Source organism: Pantoea sp. AG1095, assembly GCF_003208415.1.
In the GTDB taxonomy this organism is placed as follows: Bacteria; Pseudomonadota; Gammaproteobacteria; order Enterobacterales; family Enterobacteriaceae; genus Pantoea; species Pantoea leporis.
This window is the reverse complement of record NZ_QKMJ01000001.1, coordinates 19,528-42,011: the sequence shown is the minus strand read 5'-3', so window position 1 is coordinate 42,011 and position 22,484 is coordinate 19,528. Positions and strand designations below refer to the sequence as shown.

At 51.3% G+C, this 22,484-nt stretch carries 19 protein-coding genes and 1 tRNA gene; 13 read left to right on the top strand and 7 right to left on the bottom strand.

All coding sequences use genetic code 11. The features are described from left to right. Positions 1-6: 6 nt before the first annotated feature. The 9 genes from DEU53_RS00195 to DEU53_RS00155 are packed head-to-tail and all read left to right on the top strand — an operon-like array spanning position 7 to position 9,175. A complete protein-coding gene (locus DEU53_RS00195; protein ID WP_110865683.1) occupies positions 7-609 on the top strand; it encodes a CDP-alcohol phosphatidyltransferase family protein in 603 nt (200 codons plus the stop codon). After that, complete coding sequence (locus DEU53_RS00190) at positions 602-1,531, top strand: phosphatidate cytidylyltransferase (protein WP_110865682.1); 930 nt, start codon at positions 602-604, stop codon at positions 1,529-1,531. Before DEU53_RS00195 ends, DEU53_RS00190 begins: the two co-directional genes overlap by 8 nt. 9 nt (positions 1,532-1,540) lie before the next feature. Continuing rightward, entirely contained in the window at positions 1,541-2,173 is a 633-nt protein-coding gene (locus tag DEU53_RS00185) for a 1-acyl-sn-glycerol-3-phosphate acyltransferase (RefSeq protein ID WP_110865681.1), read from the top strand. Next, positions 2,170-3,924 carry a bifunctional alpha/beta hydrolase/class I SAM-dependent methyltransferase gene (locus DEU53_RS00180; protein WP_110865680.1) on the top strand — a complete coding sequence of 585 codons (1,755 nt, stop codon included), beginning with the start codon at positions 2,170-2,172 and terminating at the stop codon, positions 3,922-3,924. The genes DEU53_RS00185 and DEU53_RS00180 overlap by 4 nt, the downstream gene beginning before the upstream one ends. Before the next feature lies 1 nt (position 3,925). Beyond that, positions 3,926-5,245 carry a phosphatase PAP2/dual specificity phosphatase family protein gene (locus tag DEU53_RS00175; RefSeq protein WP_110865679.1) on the top strand — a complete coding sequence of 440 codons (1,320 nt, stop codon included), beginning with the start codon at positions 3,926-3,928 and terminating at the stop codon, positions 5,243-5,245. Further along, a complete protein-coding gene (locus DEU53_RS00170) occupies positions 5,230-5,583 on the top strand; it encodes a hypothetical protein (RefSeq protein WP_110865678.1) in 354 nt (117 codons plus the stop codon). The genes DEU53_RS00175 and DEU53_RS00170 overlap by 16 nt, the downstream gene beginning before the upstream one ends. Before the next feature lie 7 nt (positions 5,584-5,590). Then, on the top strand, positions 5,591-7,375 hold the full coding sequence (gene tssF, locus DEU53_RS00165) for a type VI secretion system baseplate subunit TssF (protein WP_110865677.1): 1,785 nt from the start codon (positions 5,591-5,593) through the stop codon (positions 7,373-7,375). Beyond that, positions 7,372-8,388, top strand: a complete 1,017-nt coding sequence (tssG, locus tag DEU53_RS00160) for a type VI secretion system baseplate subunit TssG (protein ID WP_110865676.1) — start codon at positions 7,372-7,374, stop codon at positions 8,386-8,388. The genes tssF and tssG overlap by 4 nt, the downstream gene beginning before the upstream one ends. Positions 8,389-8,410: 22 nt before the next feature. After that, a complete protein-coding gene (locus DEU53_RS00155; protein ID WP_110865675.1) occupies positions 8,411-9,175 on the top strand; it encodes a hypothetical protein in 765 nt (254 codons plus the stop codon). A gap of 119 nt (positions 9,176-9,294) precedes the next feature. On the opposite strand, the gene DEU53_RS00150 is transcribed toward DEU53_RS00155, so the two are convergent. The 5 genes from DEU53_RS00150 to DEU53_RS00130 form a co-directional block, all read right to left on the bottom strand. After that, on the bottom strand, positions 9,295-12,546 hold the full coding sequence (locus DEU53_RS00150) for a type I restriction endonuclease subunit R (protein WP_110865674.1): 3,252 nt from the start codon (positions 12,544-12,546) through the stop codon (positions 9,295-9,297). Beyond that, positions 12,543-13,916 carry a restriction endonuclease subunit S gene (locus tag DEU53_RS00145; RefSeq protein ID WP_110865673.1) on the bottom strand — a complete coding sequence of 458 codons (1,374 nt, stop codon included), beginning with the start codon at positions 13,914-13,916 and terminating at the stop codon, positions 12,543-12,545. Before DEU53_RS00145 ends, DEU53_RS00150 begins: the two co-directional genes overlap by 4 nt. Then, positions 13,916-16,282 carry a class I SAM-dependent DNA methyltransferase gene (locus DEU53_RS00140; protein WP_110865672.1) on the bottom strand — a complete coding sequence of 789 codons (2,367 nt, stop codon included), beginning with the start codon at positions 16,280-16,282 and terminating at the stop codon, positions 13,916-13,918. Before DEU53_RS00140 ends, DEU53_RS00145 begins: the two co-directional genes overlap by 1 nt. 223 nt (positions 16,283-16,505) lie before the next feature. After that, a tRNA-Arg gene (locus DEU53_RS00135) sits at positions 16,506-16,582 on the bottom strand. Between the two features lie 95 nt (positions 16,583-16,677). Further along, the gene (locus tag DEU53_RS00130) at positions 16,678-17,181 is read right to left on the bottom strand and encodes a DUF1198 family protein (RefSeq protein ID WP_110866423.1); all 504 of its coding nucleotides are present in this window, start codon (positions 17,179-17,181) and stop codon (positions 16,678-16,680) included. Between the two features lie 175 nt (positions 17,182-17,356). Here DEU53_RS00130 and folD point away from each other — a divergent pair, with 175 nt between their 5' ends. Together folD and ybcJ are read left to right on the top strand one after the other, a co-directional pair. Beyond that, the gene (folD, locus tag DEU53_RS00125) at positions 17,357-18,223 is read left to right on the top strand and encodes a bifunctional methylenetetrahydrofolate dehydrogenase/methenyltetrahydrofolate cyclohydrolase FolD (RefSeq protein WP_110865671.1); all 867 of its coding nucleotides are present in this window, start codon (positions 17,357-17,359) and stop codon (positions 18,221-18,223) included. After that, a complete protein-coding gene (ybcJ, locus tag DEU53_RS00120; protein WP_007890771.1) occupies positions 18,223-18,435 on the top strand; it encodes a ribosome-associated protein YbcJ in 213 nt (70 codons plus the stop codon). Before folD ends, ybcJ begins: the two co-directional genes overlap by 1 nt. Before the next feature lie 25 nt (positions 18,436-18,460). Here ybcJ and DEU53_RS00115 read toward each other — a convergent pair whose 3' ends face one another. Both DEU53_RS00115 and cysS read right to left on the bottom strand, forming a co-directional pair. Further along, entirely contained in the window at positions 18,461-19,567 is a 1,107-nt protein-coding gene (locus tag DEU53_RS00115) for an AAA family ATPase (RefSeq protein WP_110865670.1), read from the bottom strand. Positions 19,568-19,600: 33 nt separating this feature from the next. Then, positions 19,601-20,986, bottom strand: a complete 1,386-nt coding sequence (gene cysS, locus DEU53_RS00110) for a cysteine--tRNA ligase (RefSeq protein ID WP_110865669.1) — start codon at positions 20,984-20,986, stop codon at positions 19,601-19,603. A gap of 218 nt (positions 20,987-21,204) precedes the next feature. Here cysS and ppiB point away from each other — a divergent pair, with 218 nt between their 5' ends. Both ppiB and DEU53_RS00100 read left to right on the top strand, forming a co-directional pair. Then, the gene (gene ppiB / locus DEU53_RS00105) at positions 21,205-21,699 is read left to right on the top strand and encodes a peptidylprolyl isomerase B (RefSeq protein ID WP_008103818.1); all 495 of its coding nucleotides are present in this window, start codon (positions 21,205-21,207) and stop codon (positions 21,697-21,699) included. Continuing rightward, positions 21,699-22,415, top strand: a complete 717-nt coding sequence (locus DEU53_RS00100; protein WP_110865668.1) for a UDP-2,3-diacylglucosamine diphosphatase — start codon at positions 21,699-21,701, stop codon at positions 22,413-22,415. The genes ppiB and DEU53_RS00100 overlap by 1 nt, the downstream gene beginning before the upstream one ends. The last annotated feature ends 69 nt before the right edge of the window (positions 22,416-22,484 follow it).

Below are 22,484 nucleotides of genomic sequence, written 5' to 3'. Positions count from 1 at the left end.
CACAAAGTGACGCTATACGATATAAAACCGAAGTTTCAGCATTTATTAAGACCGCTGGTCGTCAGGTTACATGCGCAGGGTATCACCGCGAACCAGGTAACATTGTTTGCCATGCTCACCTCTGTGGTACTGGGCGCATCGTTGATGCGTTTCCCCGATCCACGCTTTTTTATCACCCTGCCCGTTTTCCTGTTTTTCCGCATGGCGTTAAACGCCATTGATGGCATGTTAGCCCGGGAATTCCATCAGCAATCCACCCTCGGGGCAATCCTCAACGAGGTGGGTGACATCATCTCCGACGCGGCACTCTACCTCGCTTTTGCCTTTGTTACTGGCATCTCTGCCTGGTGGGTTGTGCTGGTGGTGCTGCTTGCCTGGCTGAGCGAATTTTGCGGTGTGATGTGCCAGACGCTGAACGGCATCCGTAGCTACCGTGGCCCGTTAGGCAAAAGTGACCGCGCATTTATCTTTGGTGCTCTTGGCCTGGTGATTGCGCTGTGGCCGCAGTCTATCGCCTACGCTAACGCAGTGTTTGTCCTTGCCACCCTGTTGCTGTGCTGGACCTGCCTGAATCGCTGTCGCAATGCGATGGAGGTGAAAAATGGCTGATTCCAGACACCTGCTTTATTACTGCCTGGGCGGTATCTTCGGCGTTCTCATGCTGGCGACGCTGATTATTTTTGTGCTGAGAAAGTGCCGCCCACAACGCAACTGGCTGGAATTGCAGCAGCGCGTTAATAGCTGGTGGGTGATTATCTGCCTGTTCTCGTTAGCAATGCTGTCGCCGAAGTGGCTGGCGCTAACCTTTTTCGGCTTCATCAGCTTCCTGTCGTTAAAAGAGTATCTGACGCTAGCACCCACGCGGCGTTCTGACAGTATGCCGCTGCTGTGGATGTATGCCGCTATCCCGGTGCAATATCTCTGGACCGGCATGGCCTGGTACGGCATGTTCATCATTTTTATCCCGGTTTATGTCTTCCTATTCCTGCCCGCTCGCATGGTGATTGCCGGTGATACCAAAGGTTTTCTGCACTCTGCGTCGGTAATGCACTGGGGCATGATGACCACCGTGTTCGCTCTGAGCCAGGTTGCCTACCTGATGACTTTACCCGGTGCAGATGCCAGCGCCGGTGCGCTGCTGGTGTTCTTCCTCGTTGCGCTGACTGAGCTGAATGATATTGCCCAGTATCTGTGGGGAAAATCGCTGGGCAGGATTCGGGTAACGCCCAACGTCAGCCCGAATAAGACGCTGGCCGGTTTGCTGGGTGGCATCTTTACCACCATGTTGCTGGCCGTGATTCTTGGCCCACTGCTGACACCGATGAACTATCTCCACTCGCTGGGTGCTGGGTTGATTATTGGTGCAAGCGGCTTTTGCGGCGATGTTGTGATGTCGGCGATCAAGCGCGATTTTGGTGTGAAGGATTCCGGCAAATTGCTGCCCGGACACGGTGGCATTTTGGATCGACTCGATTCACTGATCTACACCGCGCCGCTGTTCTTCCACTTCTATTACTACTTCTACGTGTAGGAGGCGCACATGAACCGCATGCTGCGCTGGCTCTTTACCCTGTGCATCGCTTATCCGGTGGTGTGGATCTGGCTGGGTGTCGCCGTGGCCAACCGCAAGAAGCTACCGAAAACAGGCCCGGCGATCATTGTGGCAAACCACAACAGCCATCTTGATGTGCTGACGCTGTTCACCTTGTTCCCCCTCTCGACGTTAGTGGACGTACAGCCAGTGGCTGCGGCTGATTACTTCCTGAAAAACAAAGTGGTGGGTTGGTTTGCACTCAAGGTGATTGGCATCATCCCGGTGTATCGCGGGGCGCATCAGGCTAATCCGTTGCAGGCCTGCGTCGATGCACTGGCGGAAAAGAAAATTGTGATTATTTTCCCGGAAGGCACGCGCGGCGAGCCGGGGAAACTGTCAGAAATTAAATCTGGCCTGTGGCACCTCAGCCAGCAGTGCCCGGATGTGCCCATCATTCCGGTCTATATGCATGGACTGGATCGCTCAATGGGTAAAGGTCAGAAAATACCGGTGCCGTTCTTTATCGATATTTATATCGACGATCCGCTGCGTTATCAGGACAACAAGGCCGAATCTAAAAGCGCGTTATTAAATCGTTTTGTCGAATTACAACAGCAAGCCATAAGGAAATCATCATGAGCCAGGAAGCACGTTTATTTCAGGAAGGAGCTTTTTCAACCAGCGACGGGGAATCTCTCTATTTTCGCCACTGGCCCGCGCAGGATGCGCAGAGCAAAAAAGTGATTGTGCTATTTCATCGCGGGCATGAGCACTCCGGACGTTTGCAGCATGTTGTCGATGAGTTACTGATGCCGGATGCCCATTTTTACGCATGGGATGCGCGTGGACACGGACATTCGCCGGGAGAGCGAGGTTATAGCCCAAGCCTGGCTCGCTCAGTGCAGGACGTCGAGGAATTTGTTCGCTTTGTCGCTGAACAAGCCAGGGTGAGCATTGAAGATATAGTGGTGATTGCGCAAAGCGTCGGCGCGGTGCTGGTCGCTACCTGGGTGCATGATTACGCACCTAAAATTCGCGGTATGGTGCTGGCCTCTCCAGCGTTTAAGGTGAAGCTGTATGTGCCTTTCGCACGCACGGGATTGGCTATGCTGCAACGTATTCGCGGTCTGTTTTACGTGAACTCTTACGTCAAAGGGAAATTTCTCAGCCACGACCCCGAGCGCATTCGCAGCTTTGAGCAGGATAAATTCATCACCCGTCAGATTGCCGTGAATATTCTGCTGGATCTGTATAAAACGGCGGAGCGTATTGTTTCTGACTCTGCCGCCATCACCGTGCCAACACAGCTGCTGATATCCGGCGATGATTTTGTGGTGCACACCAGACCGCAGAAAAAATTCTATCAGGGGCTGCGTAGCGTCATTAAAGAGCAGCATATTCTGCCCGGTTTTTATCACGATACGCTGGGAGAGAAGGATCGCCAGCTTGCCTTCGATAAAATGAAGCCGTTTATTGAACAGCTTTACCACGCGGCACCTTACACCTTCGATTACAGCCATGAAGATCAGTGGAGTCCGGGCGCTGATGCGTACCGTGAGCTGCAGGCACCACCTAAGCGCTGCTCACTACAAGGCATGTCCTACGCTTCATTAAGTTTTGGCATGAAAACCATTGGTCGGCTGTCAAAAGGCATGCGCCTGGGATATGAAACCGGCTTTGACTCTGGCAGTACGCTCGATTATGTCTACCGCAACACGGCTGAAGGCATCGGCATTATTGGCCGTATCATCGACAGGCAGTACCTCAACAGCATTGGCTGGCGCGGCATTCGCATGCGTAAAGAGAATATCCAGCAGGTGATTGCGCAGGCCGTAGCAAAACTGCAAGAGCACAATTTGCCGATTCGCGTAGTCGACATAGCCGCTGGACATGGCCGCTACGTTCTCGATGCGCTGGAGAAACAGCCGGGAATTGAAAGCATCTTGTTGCGAGATTACAGCGATCTGAATGTGGAAAAAGGCCAGGCGATGATTGAAGCGCGTCAATTAGGCCATCTCGCGCAGTTCAAAAAAGGCAATGCCTTCGATTATGACTCGCTCGCCACACTCGCGCCTGCGCCGACGCTGGGGATTGTCTCCGGCCTGTATGAACTGTTCCCGAGCAACCAATTAATCAAAACTTCGTTGGCCGGGTTGGCAGCAGCCATTCCGCCGGGCGGCGTGCTGGTTTATACCGGGCAACCGTGGCATCCGCAGTTGAAAACCATCGCATGGACCTTAACCAGCCACCAGAACGGTATTCCCTGGTTGATGCGCGTACGCAGCCAGAAAGAGATGGATACGCTGGTCGAAGAAGCTGGATTTGAGAAATGCCACCAGCTGATCGATGAGTTTGGCATCTTTACCGTGTCGCTGGCGGTAAGAAAATAGCATGACTGAATCATTGCTGACAGAACGCCCTTTTAGCCCCTGGAAACAGGGGCTTTGCTGGCTGATGTTGCTGGGGCCACTGTTTTTTCTCAGCTACGGGCAGGTGAATACCTTCACCGCGACCCGCGATGATGTGGAAAGCCTGGTGTTTGCCTGGGAACGTTCGATTCCATTTGTTCCCTGGACTATCGTGCCTTACTGGAGCATCGACCTGCTTTACGGTATTTCGCTGTTCATCTGCACATCAAGACAGGAGCTGATGCGTCACGGCTATCGCCTGCTTGCGGCATCGCTGGTGGCTTGTGCAGCGTTTTTACTTTTCCCGCTGAAGTTTACCTTCACGCGCCCGGAAACCCTTGGTGCCTTCGGCTGGTTGTTCCGCCAGCTTGAACAGTTTGATTTACCCTATAACCAGGCCCCTTCGCTGCACATTATTCTGACCTGGCTGCTCTGGCTGCGCTTTCGCCAGCATCTGAATCGCAATGCAAGAATCTTTGCGGGCGGTTGGTTCCTGCTGATTGCTGTCTCGGTACTGACCACCTGGCAGCACCATGTTATCGATGTCATTAGCGGGATTGGGGTCGCGGTCATCATCAGCTACCTGATTCCGATTAGAGGAGAATGGCGCTGGCAGCGGCCCACTTGGCACGCGCGACGTCTCGCTGGCAAATATTGCCTGGGTGGAATGCTGTTTTTACTGGCGGGGATAGCGATTCCCTGTGGTCATTTGCTGCTGTGGTCTGCCATAGCGCTGCTGGCAGTGGCTGCGGGCTATGCCGGCTTAGGCGTGACGGTGTTTCAGAAAAGCAGTTGCGGTAACTTATCTCTCTCAGCACGTTTGCTGCTTCTGCCTTATCTGGCAGGCGCGAACATTTCCCGCCGCTGGTTTTCCCGACATAGCGCGCAAAGTAATGAGATTGCCGCTGGCGTAGCGCTGGGCAGGTTTCCGGACAAGGCGCAGCAAGATTTTGCCGTTTTTGATCTGACCGCAGAATTTCACAAAGGCAACCGGAGCGCACAGCAATGGCAGGCCTATCCGCTAATGGATCTGCTGGTGCCCGACATTGCGCATTTGCGCACTGCAGTAAGACAGCTCCAGCAACTGCACCGGGAAAATGACAAGGTGTTGGTTTGCTGCGCGCTGGGTTTATCGCGCAGTGCCACAGTGATTGCGGCGTGGCTGCTGGCGGAAGGACATGCAGCCTCTGTCGTTCAGGCCGTTGAACTCATTAAGTCCCGACGCCCGCAGATTGTTCTCACCCCTGCACACATTGCAATCCTCGAAGCCTTTAGCAAGGAACAGCTATGTCAGACATCATGATGACCAACCGAATTGTGCAAACTCATCTGGCAAGCTGGCGCTACTTTGCCGCGCTGAGTCTGCCGTTAATGTTGTTGTTCTTCATCACACACTACTACTGCTGGCGTTTATGGCTCGATGAACGGCTCTTCGCATTGCTCAACAACGAAGACGACCTTGCTGAGTTTGACCGGGGCATGGCGCAGCTATGGCCGAAAAAATTTGCCCGCCCGCGTTCTCTGGCAGATCGCCTGCACGGAACAAGAGTCATGTTTTACCGGGCAATGATCTCACTGCTGGTGTTGTGGTTGGTTTCACTCTGCTCAGTGAGTTATCTGGCACTCACGCTGGTTGAGTAGGTGAACCATGAACGAGCATGATTTTCTAAAATATTTCGACAGCGAAATGCGTTATCTGAAAGCCGCTGCGCGGGAGTTTGCTGAGCAGTATCCGGAGGCGGGACGGCGACTGGGTGTCGACGGCATGTCTTTGAAGATGAATGACTCGGTCGAGCAACTGTTTCAGGGCTTCTCGCTGATGATGGCGCAGATGCGTCGCAAGATTGATGATGATATTCCGGAGCTGACGGAGCCGCTGCTTGGGCATCTGCTGCCCGTGGTGAACCGCACGCTGCCATCAATGTCTGTGGTGGAACTTACGCCCGATAGCGTCGCTCAGGTACGTGATGCGGTGCTGCCGGAAGGTACAACGCTGCTGACCCAACCAATGGATATCACTGGCCTGCGCTGCCCGTATCGCACGACCGATGCGTTGAAATTGCATCCGCTGGCGTTAGGTAATGTCACAACATCGTTTCACCCCGACGGGCACCAGATTATCTCCCTGCGTTTTACACTCAGCCCTCAGGCCGATCCGAGCCAGGTCGATCTCAGTGATATTCCGCTTTATATCAACGGAGATCGCCCAGTGCAGTCGCTGCTATACCATGCGCTGACCCGTCATCTGCGCAACATCACTTTTCGCCTGCCGCAGAGTGATAACCCCGATTCGCAGCCATTTAATGGTGGCATCCGCTCCCGCTGGCAACAGCATTGGCACTCGGTCTGGCCGGAAAGCGATAGCCCAGCCTTGTGCGGTGAAATGCGCCCGCTGCTGGAATATTTCAGTTTCCCGGCCCGCTACGCCTTCTTTACTCTTTCGGGGCTCAACACGCTTCCCTTCAATGAAAGCTCTCGAGAAGTGATCCTCGACATTCACCTCAGTCAGCCACTTCCGCATGATATTTCGCTGCCGGCAGACGCGCTGCGCATTCACTGCGTGCCGGTGATTAACTTGTTTACGCTGAACGCGGAGCCGCTGAAGGTGAAGCCTGCGGTGCTCGATTATCGTCTGCGTCCCCACCGCCTGCGCGATCGGCACACTGAGATTTACAGTGTTGATGAAGTTGCCGCCAGCGAAACACTGGATAAGCGGCGTTATGTGCCGTATCGGCACTTCCGGCAAAAAGGGGGCATGTTGCAACGCAAAGAGTCGTGGCCGGAGCGATATTTCCATACGCGCATCTGGCGTGGTGTCAGCGGTCTTTATGAAACCCTGCTGATGTTGGGTGGCGATGAAAGCGTGACCGATCGAGGCGAGGATGATGCCACGCTGTTTATGAACATCACCTGCACCAATGGTAACTATCCGCGCATGGCGCTGGAGAAAGCCGTATTTGATGGAAGCGCGGTCACCGGCAACCTGACGTTGCAGTGCACAACGCGTCATCCCCCTTCTATGCCTTGCTACCCGCCAACCACGCAGTTGTATCAGTGGCATGTGATGTCGCTGCTGCATCCGCGCGCGCTGAGCCAGATGATTAGCGATGCTAAAAACCTTCGAGCCGTGCTTGCGCTGTTTGACTGGAGTAATGACGATAACAACCGCCGTCGCATCAGCGGTATTCGTCACGTCAGCTGGCGTCAGGACTATAACGCCTTGTATCACTGGCACGGGGTGCGTATTCGCGTGGCGCTCGATGAAACCCAGTTCAGCAGCACCGGCGATGCCCGCCTGTTCTGCGAGCTGCTGGAGCAGTTCCTGACGCAGTACGCCAGCGTTGTCCGCTTTACCCAGCTGACGGTGCTGCTGACCGCGTCGGGCACCGAATGGGCCTGGCCGGAGCGACGCATTGATAGGGTGCTGATGTGAGCGAAGAAAACAAAAAACCGTTCTGGCTGGACGATAACGGCAATGACCAGACCGCGCGGTATAACTTTTACCGCTTCTGCCAACTGCTGGAGCAAACGACCGGCAGCCGTCTTGGCACGAGCCGCACGCCAAAGAGTGATCCGGTACGATTTCGTCCCAATCCGCACCTGGGCTTTCCCGCCGGGGAGCTAAAACGCACGGAAATTGACGCCGATAACCCGAATGCGCCACCGACGGTCAGAACCAACTTCTTCGGCTTGTACGGTGTGGATTCGCCGCTGCCCACCAGCATCATTGACGACATCAACCAAGGCCGCGATGGTGCGGATGCGATGGCAGCGTTTCTGGATATCTTCAACCATCGGCTGATGACGCAGTTTTACCGCATCTGGCGCAAGTACAGCTATCCGGCCACCTTTGAGCCAGGCGGTACCGATAGAGTTTCGCAAAGCCTGATGGCGTTAACCGGCATTACCCACGGCAGCGATCAGCCCTCATCACGCCTGCTGGCGATACTTAAACCGCTGCTGCATACCACGCACACTGCTGAAGGTATTGCAGCGGTGATCAACAGCCAGGCACCGAAGACCAAAGTTGAGGTTTTCGCACAACATCCGGTGACGATGCCGGTGGCGAAACGCGCCCGACTTTCAATGCTCAGCGGCATGACGCTCGATCAGAATCCGATTTTGGGTGATGAAACTTGCGTAGTCGGTTACTGCTCACGGGTCGAGCTTTCAACAGACGATCCTGATGAGGCAAAGGGCTGGATGCCTGACGGACAGCTCAGACAGGATGTGATGGCGCTACTGCGTACGTATCTGGGCTGTGACTACGATTTGCGGTTTTGGCTGACGATTCCCACCCGATTGCTGCCAATGCCGCGGCTAGGCGACGCCGGGTTGTTCAATGGATGCAATATGATGCTGGGGCTGAGGGAGGATAATCTGAGTGCGATGCCGGAAACAGTGCGCATCAAAGTGGGAAAACTGCGAAATAGTCACGTTAAATAACATAAACATCGAGAGTGAATGAATGGAAGAAATAAACTCAACAATCAATTTCTCAACTTTGATAAGCACCGAGTCTCTTAAATTATCTCTAGGTGTACTTATCCCAGGGTTAATAAAAGCAGCGTGGCCCATCATAAAAAGGTTGGCAGGTATTCATTATGCTGAGAAGGCCACAGTCACTGAAAAAAGAGCAAAAGCACTTGCCTGTATTTCTAACCTATATGCAAAAAGTATAAATACAGCCACTGAGAATGCTGTTAAGGCACTATATGATGTAATAGGAATGCAGTACTCGGTAAAAATAAACGAGCTGCTTTTGACATTCCTTAGAGAGCGAAACATCAGCTATGAAGACCGAGACTTTCAAGGCTTTATTAAAACCCCTTGCATCAAGGACATTCAGAACGACTCATTTAATAGTTACAATAAACGATACAGGAAGTTAAGAGGTTTGCAACTCACATTCATCAGTATCATTTCGCTGATTCTTCTCACTGCTCTATTTTTATTTGTAGACATAGGTAAAACCTCATCTGGGACCGAACAAGTGTTTTACATTGCACTCGCTATCTCCGCCTACTGTTTAAATGTGGTTTGGATCCTTTTCATGATGAGTCAGTTTGAAAAGTTCAGAAGAGCAAGAATTTTTTACAGAACATTTTCTCCCTGGCTGCAACAAAAATTGCGTGAGGAAGCTGATATTCAGACAAAACAACAACAGAAGCTGAACTGGCAGAATAAATATTTGCGCACAGACACGAAAATGTTACATCACTTTTATGATTGAACTGCTGACCTGCCCCATTCAGAAACAGGATTCAACATAATAAATATCCAATTGTTTTTTCTACAAGCATATTAACAAGTGTATTAAGGATAACGAGGCAATATTCTGCCTCGCATCTTTTAAGCGCCTTTCAACATATCAAACACCACTCTGGCAAATCCTTTCGCAAGCTCCGGATTCGACAAGTACTGAATCATCATCTCCTGATGCGCATCGTTGCTATCCATTACGGCATCATCAATCGCTTTCGGGAAATCGCCCAGCATTGCCTGTTCGCGCGTATTATTAGCAATTTGCGTCATTACCGCTTGGTTCTCAGATAACTTGTCTCGCACGGCAAAAGCATAATTAATCATGTCTTTATCGCTAAGATTGTCAGTAATAAAGAGGTTGTTCAGACGCGCCAGAATATTTGACAGGAACTCTTCTTTCGGGTTCTTAGGCTTTGCGGTGCCTATTTCATTGCCAGGTTTGAGTTTGTACTCTTCTGCATCCTCTTGGAGTTTCAGATGCTGTTCATGGAGCTTTGACAAACGATAATGGCTCATCTCAACATTACTGAGATCAACCTCATCTTCTGCAATACGCTGTTCATGCAACATTGGGCGCAAGTGGCGAGCAAACAGGCTTAGCTTTTCCAGGTCCTTGTCATCATAGTCAACGATCTGCGACATAAATTCATAGAAGCGGACAAAGCTGCCGAGATCTTTTTTAAAGATATCCAACTTGTCTTTTTCCTGCTTACAGGCTTTGAAAGTGTTTTCTGCGTTAGTCAGAAGCACTACTTGATTCGTGCTTTTTTTGGTCAGCTCAAATATCTCTTTAGCCTGCACGTAAGCATCAATCGCTGAGCTATAACGCAACTTCCAACGATCAACTGCTGGCTTGCAGATGTTGCTGATCGCTGCATTAGATTTATTCTTAGTGAAAAATGCATCACAGAACTGCTCAACTTCATTCCACAAGAAAATACCGCTGGTGCGCAATTTTTCGAATAACTCAAAGACTAATTGCGGATCGCTAACATCGGTTAATTCCGCTGTTTGGTAATACGGTTGGAAAGCCTCAAGAATCTCATCTGGGTCGTTCCAGAAATCGAGTACAAATGTGCCTGATTCTGCTTTGCCCGGATAGGTGCGGTTCAGTCGTGAAAGCGTCTGAACGCATTCCACTCCCCCTAATGCTTTGTCCACATACATGGCACACAATTTGGGCTGGTCAAAACCGGTCTGGAATTTGTTTGCCACCAGCATCACTTGATAATCATCGCTATCAAAGGCTTTACGCATATCCCGCCCTTTCAGACCGGGGTTCATATTGATTTCAGTGAATTTCTGATTCAGGAGCGCAAGCGCGTTATGATCGCTTTCGGCAAACTCAATTTCACCGGAGAAGGCAACCATCGCGTTAATTTTCGGGTAGTTGTTTTCAGCGATGTATTTATCAAACGCCAGCTTGTAACGCACAGCCGCTTTACGTGAGCTGGTAACAACCATTGCTTTCGCCTGTCCGCCCAGTAGATGCATCACATGCTTACGATAATGCTCAACAATGACCTTCACCTTTTGCGAGACATTGTGCTCATGCAGCGATACCCACTGGGTGAGTTTTATTTTGGCTTTTTTGCTATCAACTTCGCGGTCCGGATCGTCCAGTTTTTGCAGCAGCTTATAGGCCACCTTGTAATTGGTGTAATTCTTCAGAACATCGAGAATAAAACCTTCTTCAATAGCCTGACGCATGGAGTAAACATGAAACGCTTCTGGCTTATTAATTCTGGAGGCTGGCTCATGCCGATTAGGGCGACGGCCAAATAGCTCGAGCGTTTTCGGTTTCGGCGTTGCGGTAAATGCATAATAGTTGAGATTGCTGCTGCCCTTACGCGCGGCAACCGTAGCATCAAGAATATCCTCTGACGACATCACGGCATCGTCATCCGCTTCTTCTGTCATCAACACTTCTTTCAGCTGACGCGCGGTGGATCCGCTTTGCGAAGAGTGCGCTTCATCGGCAATTACCGCATATTTACGTAGCTTGAGGCTGACACTGTTTTCAATCACTTTAAGCACAAACGGGAAGGTCTGAATAGTAACGATGATAATCGGCTGCGAGTTTTCAAGCGCGCTAGCAAGCTTTTCCGACTTTGAACCATCGCCCTCTTTGTTGTTGATGCGTCCGACCACACCATCCTGATGCTCAAACTGGTAGATTGTGTCCTGCAGTTGATCGTCCAGCACGGTTCGGTCAGTGACAACAATCACCGAGTGGAACTGCTTCTCACCTTTCTCATCATAAAGCCGCGATAGCTGGTGAGCGGTCCAGGCGATGGAATTGGATTTCCCTGAACCCGCACTATGTTGAATCAGATATTTATTACCTGTCCCTTCCTCTGCTGCCGCCGTGATCAGTTTATTAACCACATCCCATTGGTGATAGCGCGGAAAGATCAGACTCTCTTTTTTATACTTCAGTCCCTGCCAGTCTTCTTTATCTTCAATTTGCAGATGCACAAAGCTGGCGAGAATTTTCAGCAGATTGTCCGGCAGCAAGACCTCATTCCACAGATAGCTTGTGGCATAGTCATTTTCATTTTCCGGAATATCATTGCCCGCGCCGCCGTCTTTGGTGCCTTTGTTAAACGGCAGAAAGAAGGTTTTGTCGCCGTCGAGTTTAGTCGCCATAAACACTTCATACTGGCTGACGGCAAAGTGCACCAACGCACCGCGTTTGAATGTCAGCAGCGGTTCCATTTTGTTAGTGCCGGGATCTTTTGGCAGGCGCGTTTTCTTATATTGGGTGATGGCGTTTTGTACTGCCTGCTTAAATTCAGACTTTAGCTCCAGCGTGGCAATCGGTAGGCCATTCACAAATAGCACCAGATCAATACGCCACTTCTTCGCTTTTATGCCTGACTCTTCAAATACCGCTTTGGAAGCGTGCGGGCTGTAAACCAGCTCGGGCACAATACGACAGATGTTTTGTTTATATCGCGCCAGCGTGTCCGGATTGAGGTTATGTTCCGGTTTGAACTGACATAGCGAAAAACGCGCGCTATGGCTCTTGATGCCGTGACGCAATACGCCGAGCGTACCGTAAGTGCGTGAAAGCATATCGGTAGCGTTGATATCCACTTTTTGGAGTTGCGCCACCAGCGCATCAAGGAAGTGACGTTCGGTATCGGTGGGATAAATTTTGGCAAACTTATCCCACTCCTGCGGCTGCGTAGTTTGCACGAAAGTCAGCGCATCCTGTGAATAGAGCGCACGTTCGCGATCGTAGCCGTCAGCTTTGCCAACAATCCAGCCGCGATCGACCATCTGCACAATCATTTCATCCTGAAAAATCAGTTCTTTGGTGCTGTCCATGCTCATGCGGTGGTCTCCTGTGGCTCCTCAACATCCTGCTTCTCGGGCGCTACCCAGTCACGCACATCGATTTTTCCGGTAACGGCGGCAGAAATAAGAGCGGCACGGCGTTCTTTAAGCAGATTGACTTGATCCAGCGAATGTTCCATCAACATTTCAAATTTCTCGTTACTATCATTTATAAATTTGCAAATGCTTATTTGTTCATTCTTGGGTGGAACTACTACGGGAAGATTTTCGAAACCTTCCTTATTTACATAAGTTAGGGTTGCTGCAGTACAAATGAGCTCAAAATAATTTCTCGAAATAGTTATCAATGCCATAAGAAATTCAGCCTTTATATTTACTGGCTGAAATGCTTGTAACTGTTGATTGATAATCACATCTACCATGTTAATTGCTGAGATACCAAAACTCCCGACACAACTGGCAATTACGGCCCCTTGAGGTAAAATCTTTGAACCTGATTTTAATGCTGCTGCATCAGAAACGAATTGAGACGAATACGTTATGTATTGCTGACTCATATTTTCCATAGTTACCCAGAAAAGACCCGCATCATCATTTAACTCAGGCTTGTTTCGTTGTGGAACAAATATGTTTGAAATGAATTTTGCACGAGTAACAACCCAATGCTTAGGCACTTCCCCCAACCATTCAACACCAGAATCTTTCATGGGCACATCAGGATTAAGACCTTTGGTTACAGCATGGCTAATCACTGCTTGACGTTTTTCTTTAAGCAGTTCAATTAGTTGTTGTTGCTTATCGATTAGCTTATTGATTTTTGTTGTTTCGTGGTTAAGAAACAATGCTATCTTTGACTGCTCTACCAACGAGGGGAAAGGAATCCTTATTTTTTTTAATTCCCCAAGGCTTATTCTAATTCTAGTTGTCCCAGTAGAAACCAATTCAGCATTCATCCGAACGCAATCTGAATTGACAGCCCAAACCAGATAATCTTCATTTATAATTTTTTTATTAGGCGTCATTTTCACGCAGTCAGCGACAATGACATAATCAGGGTAAGCTTCATTAACTTTTGCAGCCCTTGCTACCGGCTCCGCCATTTTTGCAAAAACAATATCTTTCGGATAAGCAATATGCCTTGAAAGTTCTATGCTTTTTCTTTTGGTGACAAATTTAATATTTTTTAAAAGATGTTTGCCATCTCGAATGTTATTTAATTGAATTAATGGAATACCATCATCTTGGTAGTCCGTCGTTTTCAAGTCAGAACCAAATGGGCCATCAACAAATGCATTGCGATCCTGTTTTGCCAAGAACCCCAATTGTTTTTCTTCCCAATGAGAAGGTATCTCGGTGTTGAAATACTCACTGGCGCGATATAATTCGTAATGATTAAATTTAGACATCAGGAATGCACCTCCTGAAGTAGCTTCATTATATCTGCGCTGATAGCATCCAGATCTGCATCAATCTCTTCAAGCGGGCGCGGCGGCTGATAAACATAGAAGTGACGGTTAAACGGAATCTCGTAACCAACAAAACCTACTTCACCGTCTTTCGCATCGCGCTTATCTGCATTAATCCACGCATCCGCCACATGCGGCAGCACTTCTGCTTTAAAGTAATTTTCAATCAGATCGCTGGTGGCAACTGACGCATTTAGCGGCACGTTCTCGTTATCACGCAGATCGCCGTCCTGCTCAAATTCAACTACTTTACCTTTGTACTCAAATGCACCGTATAGAGGTTGAGCACCCTCTTTCAGCACCTTCTTCACTACCGGCTCGGCATCAGGGTTTTTAGTCGTTATAGCGTCGATAAACTGTTTATTGTCTTTGGTATCGAGCTTCACGCCTGCGGTTTTAATCGCATTTTTAAGTGTCAGCTGGAACTGGTTATAGTCATGGCTGACGTCTGTTTTGCCGCCCGCCTGAACACCTAAGGCATTCTGAATCTGATGCGCCTTATCCATCAACGTGCGTTGCACCAGCCACAATTTGCTGTCCAGTAAATCCTTAATCTGCTTCTCTTTCAATTCAGCAAATTCTGCTTTGATAATGACGCGGGCTTCAGCTTCGATCGCTGAAAAATCACCGTAATTATCATCCTGCCACTGTGCAGAAAACTCCTCGTATAAACGCTCCATCGGTGCTTTAAACGGCTTAGGTGCAAAGCGCAGTGTGGCAATCGCTTCATCAGTCACCTGTGCAGACAAACGCAGTGGACGTTCAATGGTCAGGCGGCGATAACCAAATTCGGTAGTGTTAAAAATTTTACTGGCGAAGGTTTTCGTCGTTTCAGTTTTAGCCGTGGCAGACTGACGGCCACGGTTGGATTTCTGCTCTGGCGCTTTTTCCAGCCCAAGCTCTTCCAGTGAAGTCGCATCAACCACCTTAAAATCGCCGAAAGTCTGCGTAATTAGCCTGATATCCTCTTCACCCATCACGTTACGCTTGGAGCCCAGCGATTTACGCATTTTACCGCAAAGATTAGTGCCATCGATCAGCTGAACTTTGCCTTTACGTTCTGCTGATTTCTTATTCGACAGGATCCAGACGTAGGTCGCGATACCGGTGTTGTAAAACATATCCGTTGGCAACGCGATGATGCCTTCCAGTAAATCGGCTTCCAGAATATAGCGACGGATTTCGCTCTCACCGCTACCCGCACCGCCAGTAAAAAGCGGCGAGCCGTTAAGTATAATGCCGATGCGACCGCCGTTACTTACTGAGCCATCAGCATTATGAATGCCGCGCATTTTGCTAAGCAGATGCATCAGGAACAGCAGAGATCCATCGGAGACACGCGGCAGGCCCGGCCCAAAACGACCATTGAAGCCTTTCTGCGAATGTTCATCGTAAATCTCACCTTCAATCTTTTTCCAGTCCACACCGAAAGGTGGATTAGACAGCATGTAATCAAACTGGTCGGCGGGGAGCTGATCGTTAGAAAGGGTATTACCCAGCTTAATGCGGCTAACATCCTGCCCTTTGATCAGCATATCGGCTTTACAAATAGCATGAGATTCGGGATTGAGTTCCTGGCCAAAGGCTCGCATTACCGCTTCTGGATTGAGATCGTGAACATATTCCATACCAGAAGATAAGAACCCACCGGTTCCCGCAGTGGGATCGTAGATAGTACGGATGATACCGGGTTTACTCAGCGCATCATCATCTTCCATAAATACTAATGATGTAGTTAAACGCACGATATCACGCGGAGTAAAGTGCTCTCCGGCGGTTTCATTTGAACTTTCAGCAAAGCGGCGGATCAGTTCTTCAAACACTAATCCCATATCATGGTTAGATATTTTTTTTGGGCTGAGATCAGTTACCGCAAACAATTTGACCACTTTGAACAGCAGGTTCGCTTGCTTTAACTCACCCACATATTCGCTAAATTTGAACTGTTCAAAAATCTGACGCGCATCACTAGAAAAGCATTCGACATAATTCAGCAAATTATCTGCGTTGTCGCTTTGGCCCAACTTGCTTAGATTCATGGGAGATGTATTGAAAAAGGACAGACCATTAGTTGCGCGTAACAAGAATTTTTCCTGTGCTTCCCCTGGCAAATCTTTCATTGCTTTCAGCTTTTCAGCCTGGGCCAATACAGCCTCTTTACTCTCCTCAAGCACACACTCTAATCGACGCAACAGAGTAAATGGCAGAATGATGCGGCCATAAAGAGACTGTTTAAAATCTCCGCGCAGAAGATCGGCAACCGACCAGAGAAAAGCGGCAGTTTGAGAAAAATTATGATTGGACATTATGCAACCTGAGTAAAAGCAAAGTGGTTAGTTCTACTATTGCGGCAATTGTATAAGAAATTGCCATATATAAAGATCATGAGCGGATAGCGCTTCAATCACTGTTTTATATAAGAGTAGATCTAAGGGATTGGGCAAAATAATACAGCTAGCGAACTGTATGACAAGGATAAACGACGAATGAATTTAAAAGAAAAGAGATAAAGATGAGGAGAATTCAGGATGGTACGCCCTACAGGATTCGAACCTGTGACCTACGGCTTAGAAGGCCGGTGCTCTATCCAGCTGAGCTAAGGGCGCATAGTGATTGGGTCGGATTATACGTCCAGCGGCTCGCGCGTCAACGTTTTTGCCTCCCACTAGCGGCGGAGTGCTGCCAGATTAACCAAAACTCCTTAATGCCGCTTGCGCCATTCGCTTAACGACACCAGATTCCCGCTCTGCTCGGTTTCGCCTTCCAGCTCAATCCCTTGCTGCGTGAAGTGCGCATTGTACTGATCGCGCAGCGCGTGCAGTTCCTGGCTGTCCGGCTCCAGCTGGCGCAAGAACCCCAACGCCAGCAACAGCTGTTGCCTTGATATCAGCGCATAAAACCCAGCCCGGCTCAAAATGCCGTGCCAGCGCTGCCTATTCTCGTCGCTGCCATCAACAATCAGCACCTGCCAAATCAGCAGCACCGCCGCGCCATTGTGCAGATGCGTGTCGTTATCGCCCGCGATGTAGTCGGTAAACTCTTTTGCCGCCTCTTTGCCCATCAGCGACAACATTGATTCGATATGCACCGGCGGCAGTTGCAACCGTTTATTAAGCGCCTGCACCGCATGGCGCGAGCTGGCCGTCAGCAGCTGAAAACCTACCACGAACACCACCGCCAGCGTGGCGAGAATTAACCAAATCATCACGTCATCCATCTCATTCACTGCCGGGCATCATAAGCGCTAACGCGGGCGGGCGCCACGGCGAAAAATCGGGAAAGCGGCGTTGATGGCGAATCTCTACCTGACAGCCGGACGCGCTTCTGACAGAATAGGCGCCATCCCCGATCTAACCCTCTACAGATGGATTTCCTCTCTGATGGCAGCAAAAATTATTGACGGTAAAACGATTGCGCAGCAGGTGCGCCTTGAGGTTGCCGAAAAAGTACAGCAGCGTCTGGCGGCCGGTAAACGAGCGCCCGGTTTGGCAGTTGTGCTGGTGGGTGAAAACCCGGCTTCGCAGATCTATGTCGCCAGCAAACGTCGTGCTTGTGATGAAGTGGGCTTCATCTCCCGCTCATACGATCTGCCCGCCACCACCAGCGAAGCCGAGCTGCTGGAGCTGATTGACAAGCTCAACAACGATAACGACATCGACGGCATTCTGGTGCAGCTGCCGCTGCCAGCCGGCATCGATAACGTCAAAGTGCTGGAGCGTATCGTGCCGGACAAAGACGTGGATGGCTTCCATCCGTACAACGTCGGTCGTCTGTGCCAGCGCGCACCGAAGCTGCGTCCGTGTACGCCGCGCGGCATCGTCACCTTGCTGGAGCGCTACAATATCGATACTTACGGCCTGAACGCCGTGGTGGTTGGCGCATCGAACATCGTTGGCCGTCCGATGAGCATGGAGCTGCTGCTCGCCGGTTGTACCACCACCGTTACGCACCGTTTCACCAAAGATCTGCGTCATCACGTTGAGCACGCCGATCTGCTGGTGGTGGCGGTTGGCAAGCCGGGCTTTATTCCGGGCGACTGGATCAAGCCGGGCGCGGTGGTGATTGATGTGGGTATCAACCGCCTCGACAGCGGCAAAGTGGTGGGTGATGTGGAGTTCGAAGCCGCTGCTGAGCGCGCCTCGTACATTACGCCCGTTCCAGGCGGCGTCGGTCCAATGACGGTCGCGACACTGATCCAAAACACGCTGACGGCGTGTGAAGAATTTCACGACATTGAGGAGGCATAATGGCCAGTTTTTCTCTCGGTAAACATGCCCACGTTGATTTGTGCGACCTGCTGAAACTCGAAGGTTGGGTGCAAAGCGGTGCGCAGGCGAAAGCGGTGATCGCGGAAGGCGAAGTGCGCGTCGATGGCGCAGTTGAAACGCGTAAGCGCTGCAAGATTGTTGAAGGCCAGAAGGTCGAGTTTGCGGGCTTTAAGATTACGGTTGTTGCCTGACCTTTAGGCGTCCCAATCGGGACGCCTAAATCCGCTCTTCCCCCACCACCCGAGTTTCCCCTTGGATTTGCTCCAGCGCGATATGATTCACCGCCGTATGCTGCGCAATCAGCGTCGCCAGTTTCGGTGAATGGCTGGTGATCCACAGTTGGCTAAACTGGCTGGCTTCGGCGATCAGTCGTGCTAATGCAGGCAACAAGTCTTCATGCAAACTGTTTTCCGGTTCATTCAGCGCCATAAACGCTGGCGGACGCGGGCTGAGCAGCGCCACCACTAAGCAGAGAAAGCGCAGCGTGCCATCCGAGAACTCGGCGCTCTCCAGCGGACGCAAAATTCCCCGCCGTGACATCAGCATCTGAAAACGCCCGTTCTGCACGTCAACGTGAAATTCCGTGTCCGGGAAGGCTTCGGCCATCACCTCAAGCAGTAATTCGGAATGACCGCGTTCAACAATCGTAGCCCAGGCTGCGGCCAAATTGCTGCCATCGTGGCTCAGTACCGGCGCGCGCACGCCAATCTGCGGCGCACGAATTGGCGAACCGGGCCACACCGCAAACTCATGATAGAAACGCCACTGACGCAGCCTTTCACGTACCTGCGAAAGCTCGGGATAAAGGTGCGGCTCGCCAAGCTGCCCAAACAGCGACTCTTCCGGATGCAGCACCGCAGGATAAGCAACGCGTTCGCCCTCAACGTTGTGCAGGAAAGCGGTTTGATTTTGCCGCTGCAGGATGCAGGAGGAAGGACGCCGACGCTGGCCGCTCATCCATATACGCTCCTCTTTCACCAGCGGATCGAGGTTAAACATGCTGGTGGCTAACGGCTCAGGAAAACCGATATCCAGCTGATAATCCATATCATCCATCACTACCGCGAGCGCCAGACGTTTAGGATCGTGGCGACGATCGCCGCGCCGCAATCCGCCCGCCCACATCGCTTTCTGGATGCCGCCCTCTTCCGCCAGCGCCAGCGCTAAACGTCCGCTCGCCGCTTCGTGCAGTAGTCGCACCGCTTTATAAAGGTTGGATTTGCCGCAGCCGTTGGGGCCGCTCACCACGTTGAGCTGTTGCAGCGGTAGCGTCAGGTCGCGCACCGAGCGGAAGCCGTGAATATGAATCTGTTCAATCGCCATCAATAAAAAAGGGCGATTTCTCGCCCTCTCCGGTTATTTGCGTCGCCAGCTGGAACCTTGCGGCCCATCCTCAACGATCACGCCCAACTCATTGAGCTTATCGCGCGCCACATCCGCCTGCGCCCAATCTTTGGCTGCACGCGCATCGGAACGGGCTTTCACCCAATGCTCGATTTCCGCCACTTCATCGTCATTCACCTGCGCACCGCTTTGCAGGAACTGCTCGGGATCCTGCTGCAGAATGCCGAGCACGTTAGCGATCTGGCGCAGTTTCGCTGCCAGCGCATCAGCGGAAGCTTTGTCTTCGGTCTTCAGGCGATTCACTTCACGCGCCATATCAAACAACACCGAATAGGCTTCCGGCGTGTTGAAGTCGTCATCCATCGCGGTACGGAATCGCGCTTCAAACTCTTCGCCACCCGCCGCCGTGGCATTGGCATCGGTATGACGCAGCGCGGTGTACAAGCGCTCGAGCGCCGCACGCGCCTGGTTGAGGTTATCTTCGCCGTAGTTGAGCTGGCTGCGATAGTGGCCCGACATCAGGAAGTAACGCACGGTTTCGGCATCGTAATGCTGCAACACATCGCGCACGGTGAAGAAGTTATCCAGCGATTTCGACATCTTCTCGCGATCAACCATCACCATGCCGGAGTGCATCCAGTAATTCACATACGGACCATCGTGCGCACAGGTGGATTGCGCCACTTCGTTTTCATGGTGCGGGAACATCAGATCTGAACCGCCGCCGTGAATGTCGAAATGGGTGCCGAGCTGTTTGCAGTTCATCGCCGAACACTCGATGTGCCAGCCGGGACGGCCGTTGCCCCACGGCGAGTTCCACGCAGGTTCGTCGGCTTTAGACATCTTCCACAGCACGAAGTCCATCGGATTGCGCTTCACATCCGCCACTTCGACGCGCGCGCCGGCCTGCAGCTGCTCCAGATCCTGACGCGACAGCACGCCGTAATCTTTGTCGCTCATCACGTCGAACATCACGTCGCCGTTGTCCGCCACGTACGCGTGCTTACGCTCAATCAGCCTGCCGACCAGCTCGATGATTTCATCGATATGGCGGGTGGCGCGCGGCTCCAGATCCGGCGGCAGAATGCCGAGCGCGGCGAAATCGTTGTGCATCTCAGCGATCATGCGGTTGGTCAGCGTTTCAATGCTTTCCCCATTTTGATTGGCACGTTTGATGATTTTGTCATCGATATCGGTGATGTTACGCACATACTTCAGCTGATAGCCCACGTAACGCAGATAACGCGCCACCACGTCGAATGCCACAAATGTACGCCCATGGCCGATATGACAGAGGTCGTAAACCGTGATACCACACACGTACATACCGATTTCACCGGCGTGGATAGGTTTAAATTCCTCTTTCTGTCGACTCAGGGTGTTATAGATCTTCAACATTGAATGGTTCCGTTAGTGACGTTTGCGGGATACGCCCTTGCAGCGTAGCCGGTTATTGTGCCGTATTTTTCTGACTTGTGCATCGCTCGGTTGCCAACTGCCGTCCGGTTACTGACGCGTTATTGGAAATTGTGATATAAGAAGCGTCTACAAAAATGCCCCGCCGCCTTACAGGCGTGGCAGTTGATACTGACGACAACCTTGACAGGAAGAAAATAATGGTCACTTTCCAGACGAACCATGGCGATATCGTAATCAAAACTTTCGATGACAAAGCGCCGGCTACCGTGAAGAACTTCCTGGAATACTGCGCGGAAGGTTTTTACGATAACACTATCTTCCATCGCGTAATCAACGGTTTCATGATTCAGGGCGGCGGTTTTGAGCCTGGCATGAAGCAGAAAGATACCAAAGCAGACATCCGCAACGAAGCGAACAACGGCCTGAAAAACACCAAAGGCACCCTGGCGATGGCGCGTACTCAGGCGCCACACTCTGCAACGGCCCAGTTCTTCATCAACGTGGCAGACAACGACTTCCTGAACTTCCGTGACGAAAGCCTGCAAGGCTGGGGTTACTGCGTGTTTGCTGAAGTGGTTGAAGGCATGGACGTGGTTGAGAAAATCAAAGCGGTGAAAACCGGCCGCAGCGGCATGCATCAGGACGTTCCGGTTGAAGATGTTGTCATCCAGAAAGTGACTGTTAGCGAGTAATGTCGCGCACGCTGTTTATCGCAGATCTGCATCTGTGTCATGAAGAACCGGCAATTACTGCCGGTTTTCTGCATTTTTTGCAGGGTGAAGCGCGCACGTGCGATGCGCTTTACATCCTCGGCGATCTGTTTGAAGCCTGGATCGGCGACGACGATCCTAATCCGCTGCATCAGCAGATCGCTGCGGCGCTCAAAGCCTTGCCGGTACCGAAATTCTTCATCCACGGTAATCGCGACTTCCTGCTCGGCCAGCGTTTTGCGCGTGCCAGCGGCATGACGTTGCTGCCGGAAGAAAAGGTGCTCGATCGCTACGGACATCGTGTGTTGATCATGCACGGCGATACCTTGTGCACCGACGATGCAGGCTATCAGCGTTTCCGCGCCAAAGTGCATCAGCGCTGGTTGCAGCGTCTGTTCCTCGCGTTGCCGCTGCGTCTGCGCATGCGTATTGCCGCGCGCATGCGCAATGGCAGCAAGCAGGCGAATCAGCATAAATCGGTCAGCATCATGGACGTCAATCAGTCCGCGGTGGAAGCCGCGATGACGCGTCAACAGGTGGCGATTCTGATTCACGGCCACACGCATCGTCCCGCCATTCACGCCTTCCCGCTGCACGGCAAAAACGCCGAGCGCGCGGTGCTGGGTGCCTGGCATAAGAACGGATCGATGATTCAGCTTGATGCCAGCGGCGTCAGCCTGATCGAATTTCCCTTCTGAAATCCGGGCATCAATGCCCGTTTTCCGCCTACGCAACCGTTTTCCTTGCTGCCATCTCATGCTATTCTC

Coding starts and splice junctions, on each gene's coding strand:
- DEU53_RS00190 (WP_110865682.1), top strand. CDS start 602: ATGGCTGATTCCAGACACCTGCTTTATTACTGCCTGGGCGGTATCTTC.
- DEU53_RS00185 (WP_110865681.1), top strand. CDS start 1,541: ATGAACCGCATGCTGCGCTGGCTCTTTACCCTGTGCATCGCTTATCCG.
- DEU53_RS00180 (WP_110865680.1), top strand. CDS start 2,170: ATGAGCCAGGAAGCACGTTTATTTCAGGAAGGAGCTTTTTCAACCAGC.
- DEU53_RS00175 (WP_110865679.1), top strand. CDS start 3,926: ATGACTGAATCATTGCTGACAGAACGCCCTTTTAGCCCCTGGAAACAG.
- DEU53_RS00170 (WP_110865678.1), top strand. CDS start 5,230: ATGTCAGACATCATGATGACCAACCGAATTGTGCAAACTCATCTGGCA.
- tssF (WP_110865677.1), top strand. CDS start 5,591: ATGAACGAGCATGATTTTCTAAAATATTTCGACAGCGAAATGCGTTAT.
- DEU53_RS00155 (WP_110865675.1), top strand. CDS start 8,411: ATGGAAGAAATAAACTCAACAATCAATTTCTCAACTTTGATAAGCACC.
- DEU53_RS00150 (WP_110865674.1), bottom strand. CDS start 12,546: ATGAGCATGGACAGCACCAAAGAACTGATTTTTCAGGATGAAATGATT.
- DEU53_RS00145 (WP_110865673.1), bottom strand. CDS start 13,916: ATGTCTAAATTTAATCATTACGAATTATATCGCGCCAGTGAGTATTTC.
- DEU53_RS00140 (WP_110865672.1), bottom strand. CDS start 16,282: ATGTCCAATCATAATTTTTCTCAAACTGCCGCTTTTCTCTGGTCGGTT.
- DEU53_RS00130 (WP_110866423.1), bottom strand. CDS start 17,181: ATGATTTGGTTAATTCTCGCCACGCTGGCGGTGGTGTTCGTGGTAGGT.
- folD (WP_110865671.1), top strand. CDS start 17,357: ATGGCAGCAAAAATTATTGACGGTAAAACGATTGCGCAGCAGGTGCGC.
- ybcJ (WP_007890771.1), top strand. CDS start 18,223: ATGGCCAGTTTTTCTCTCGGTAAACATGCCCACGTTGATTTGTGCGAC.
- DEU53_RS00115 (WP_110865670.1), bottom strand. CDS start 19,567: ATGGCGATTGAACAGATTCATATTCACGGCTTCCGCTCGGTGCGCGAC.
- cysS (WP_110865669.1), bottom strand. CDS start 20,986: ATGTTGAAGATCTATAACACCCTGAGTCGACAGAAAGAGGAATTTAAA.
- ppiB (WP_008103818.1), top strand. CDS start 21,205: ATGGTCACTTTCCAGACGAACCATGGCGATATCGTAATCAAAACTTTC.
- DEU53_RS00100 (WP_110865668.1), top strand. CDS start 21,699: ATGTCGCGCACGCTGTTTATCGCAGATCTGCATCTGTGTCATGAAGAA.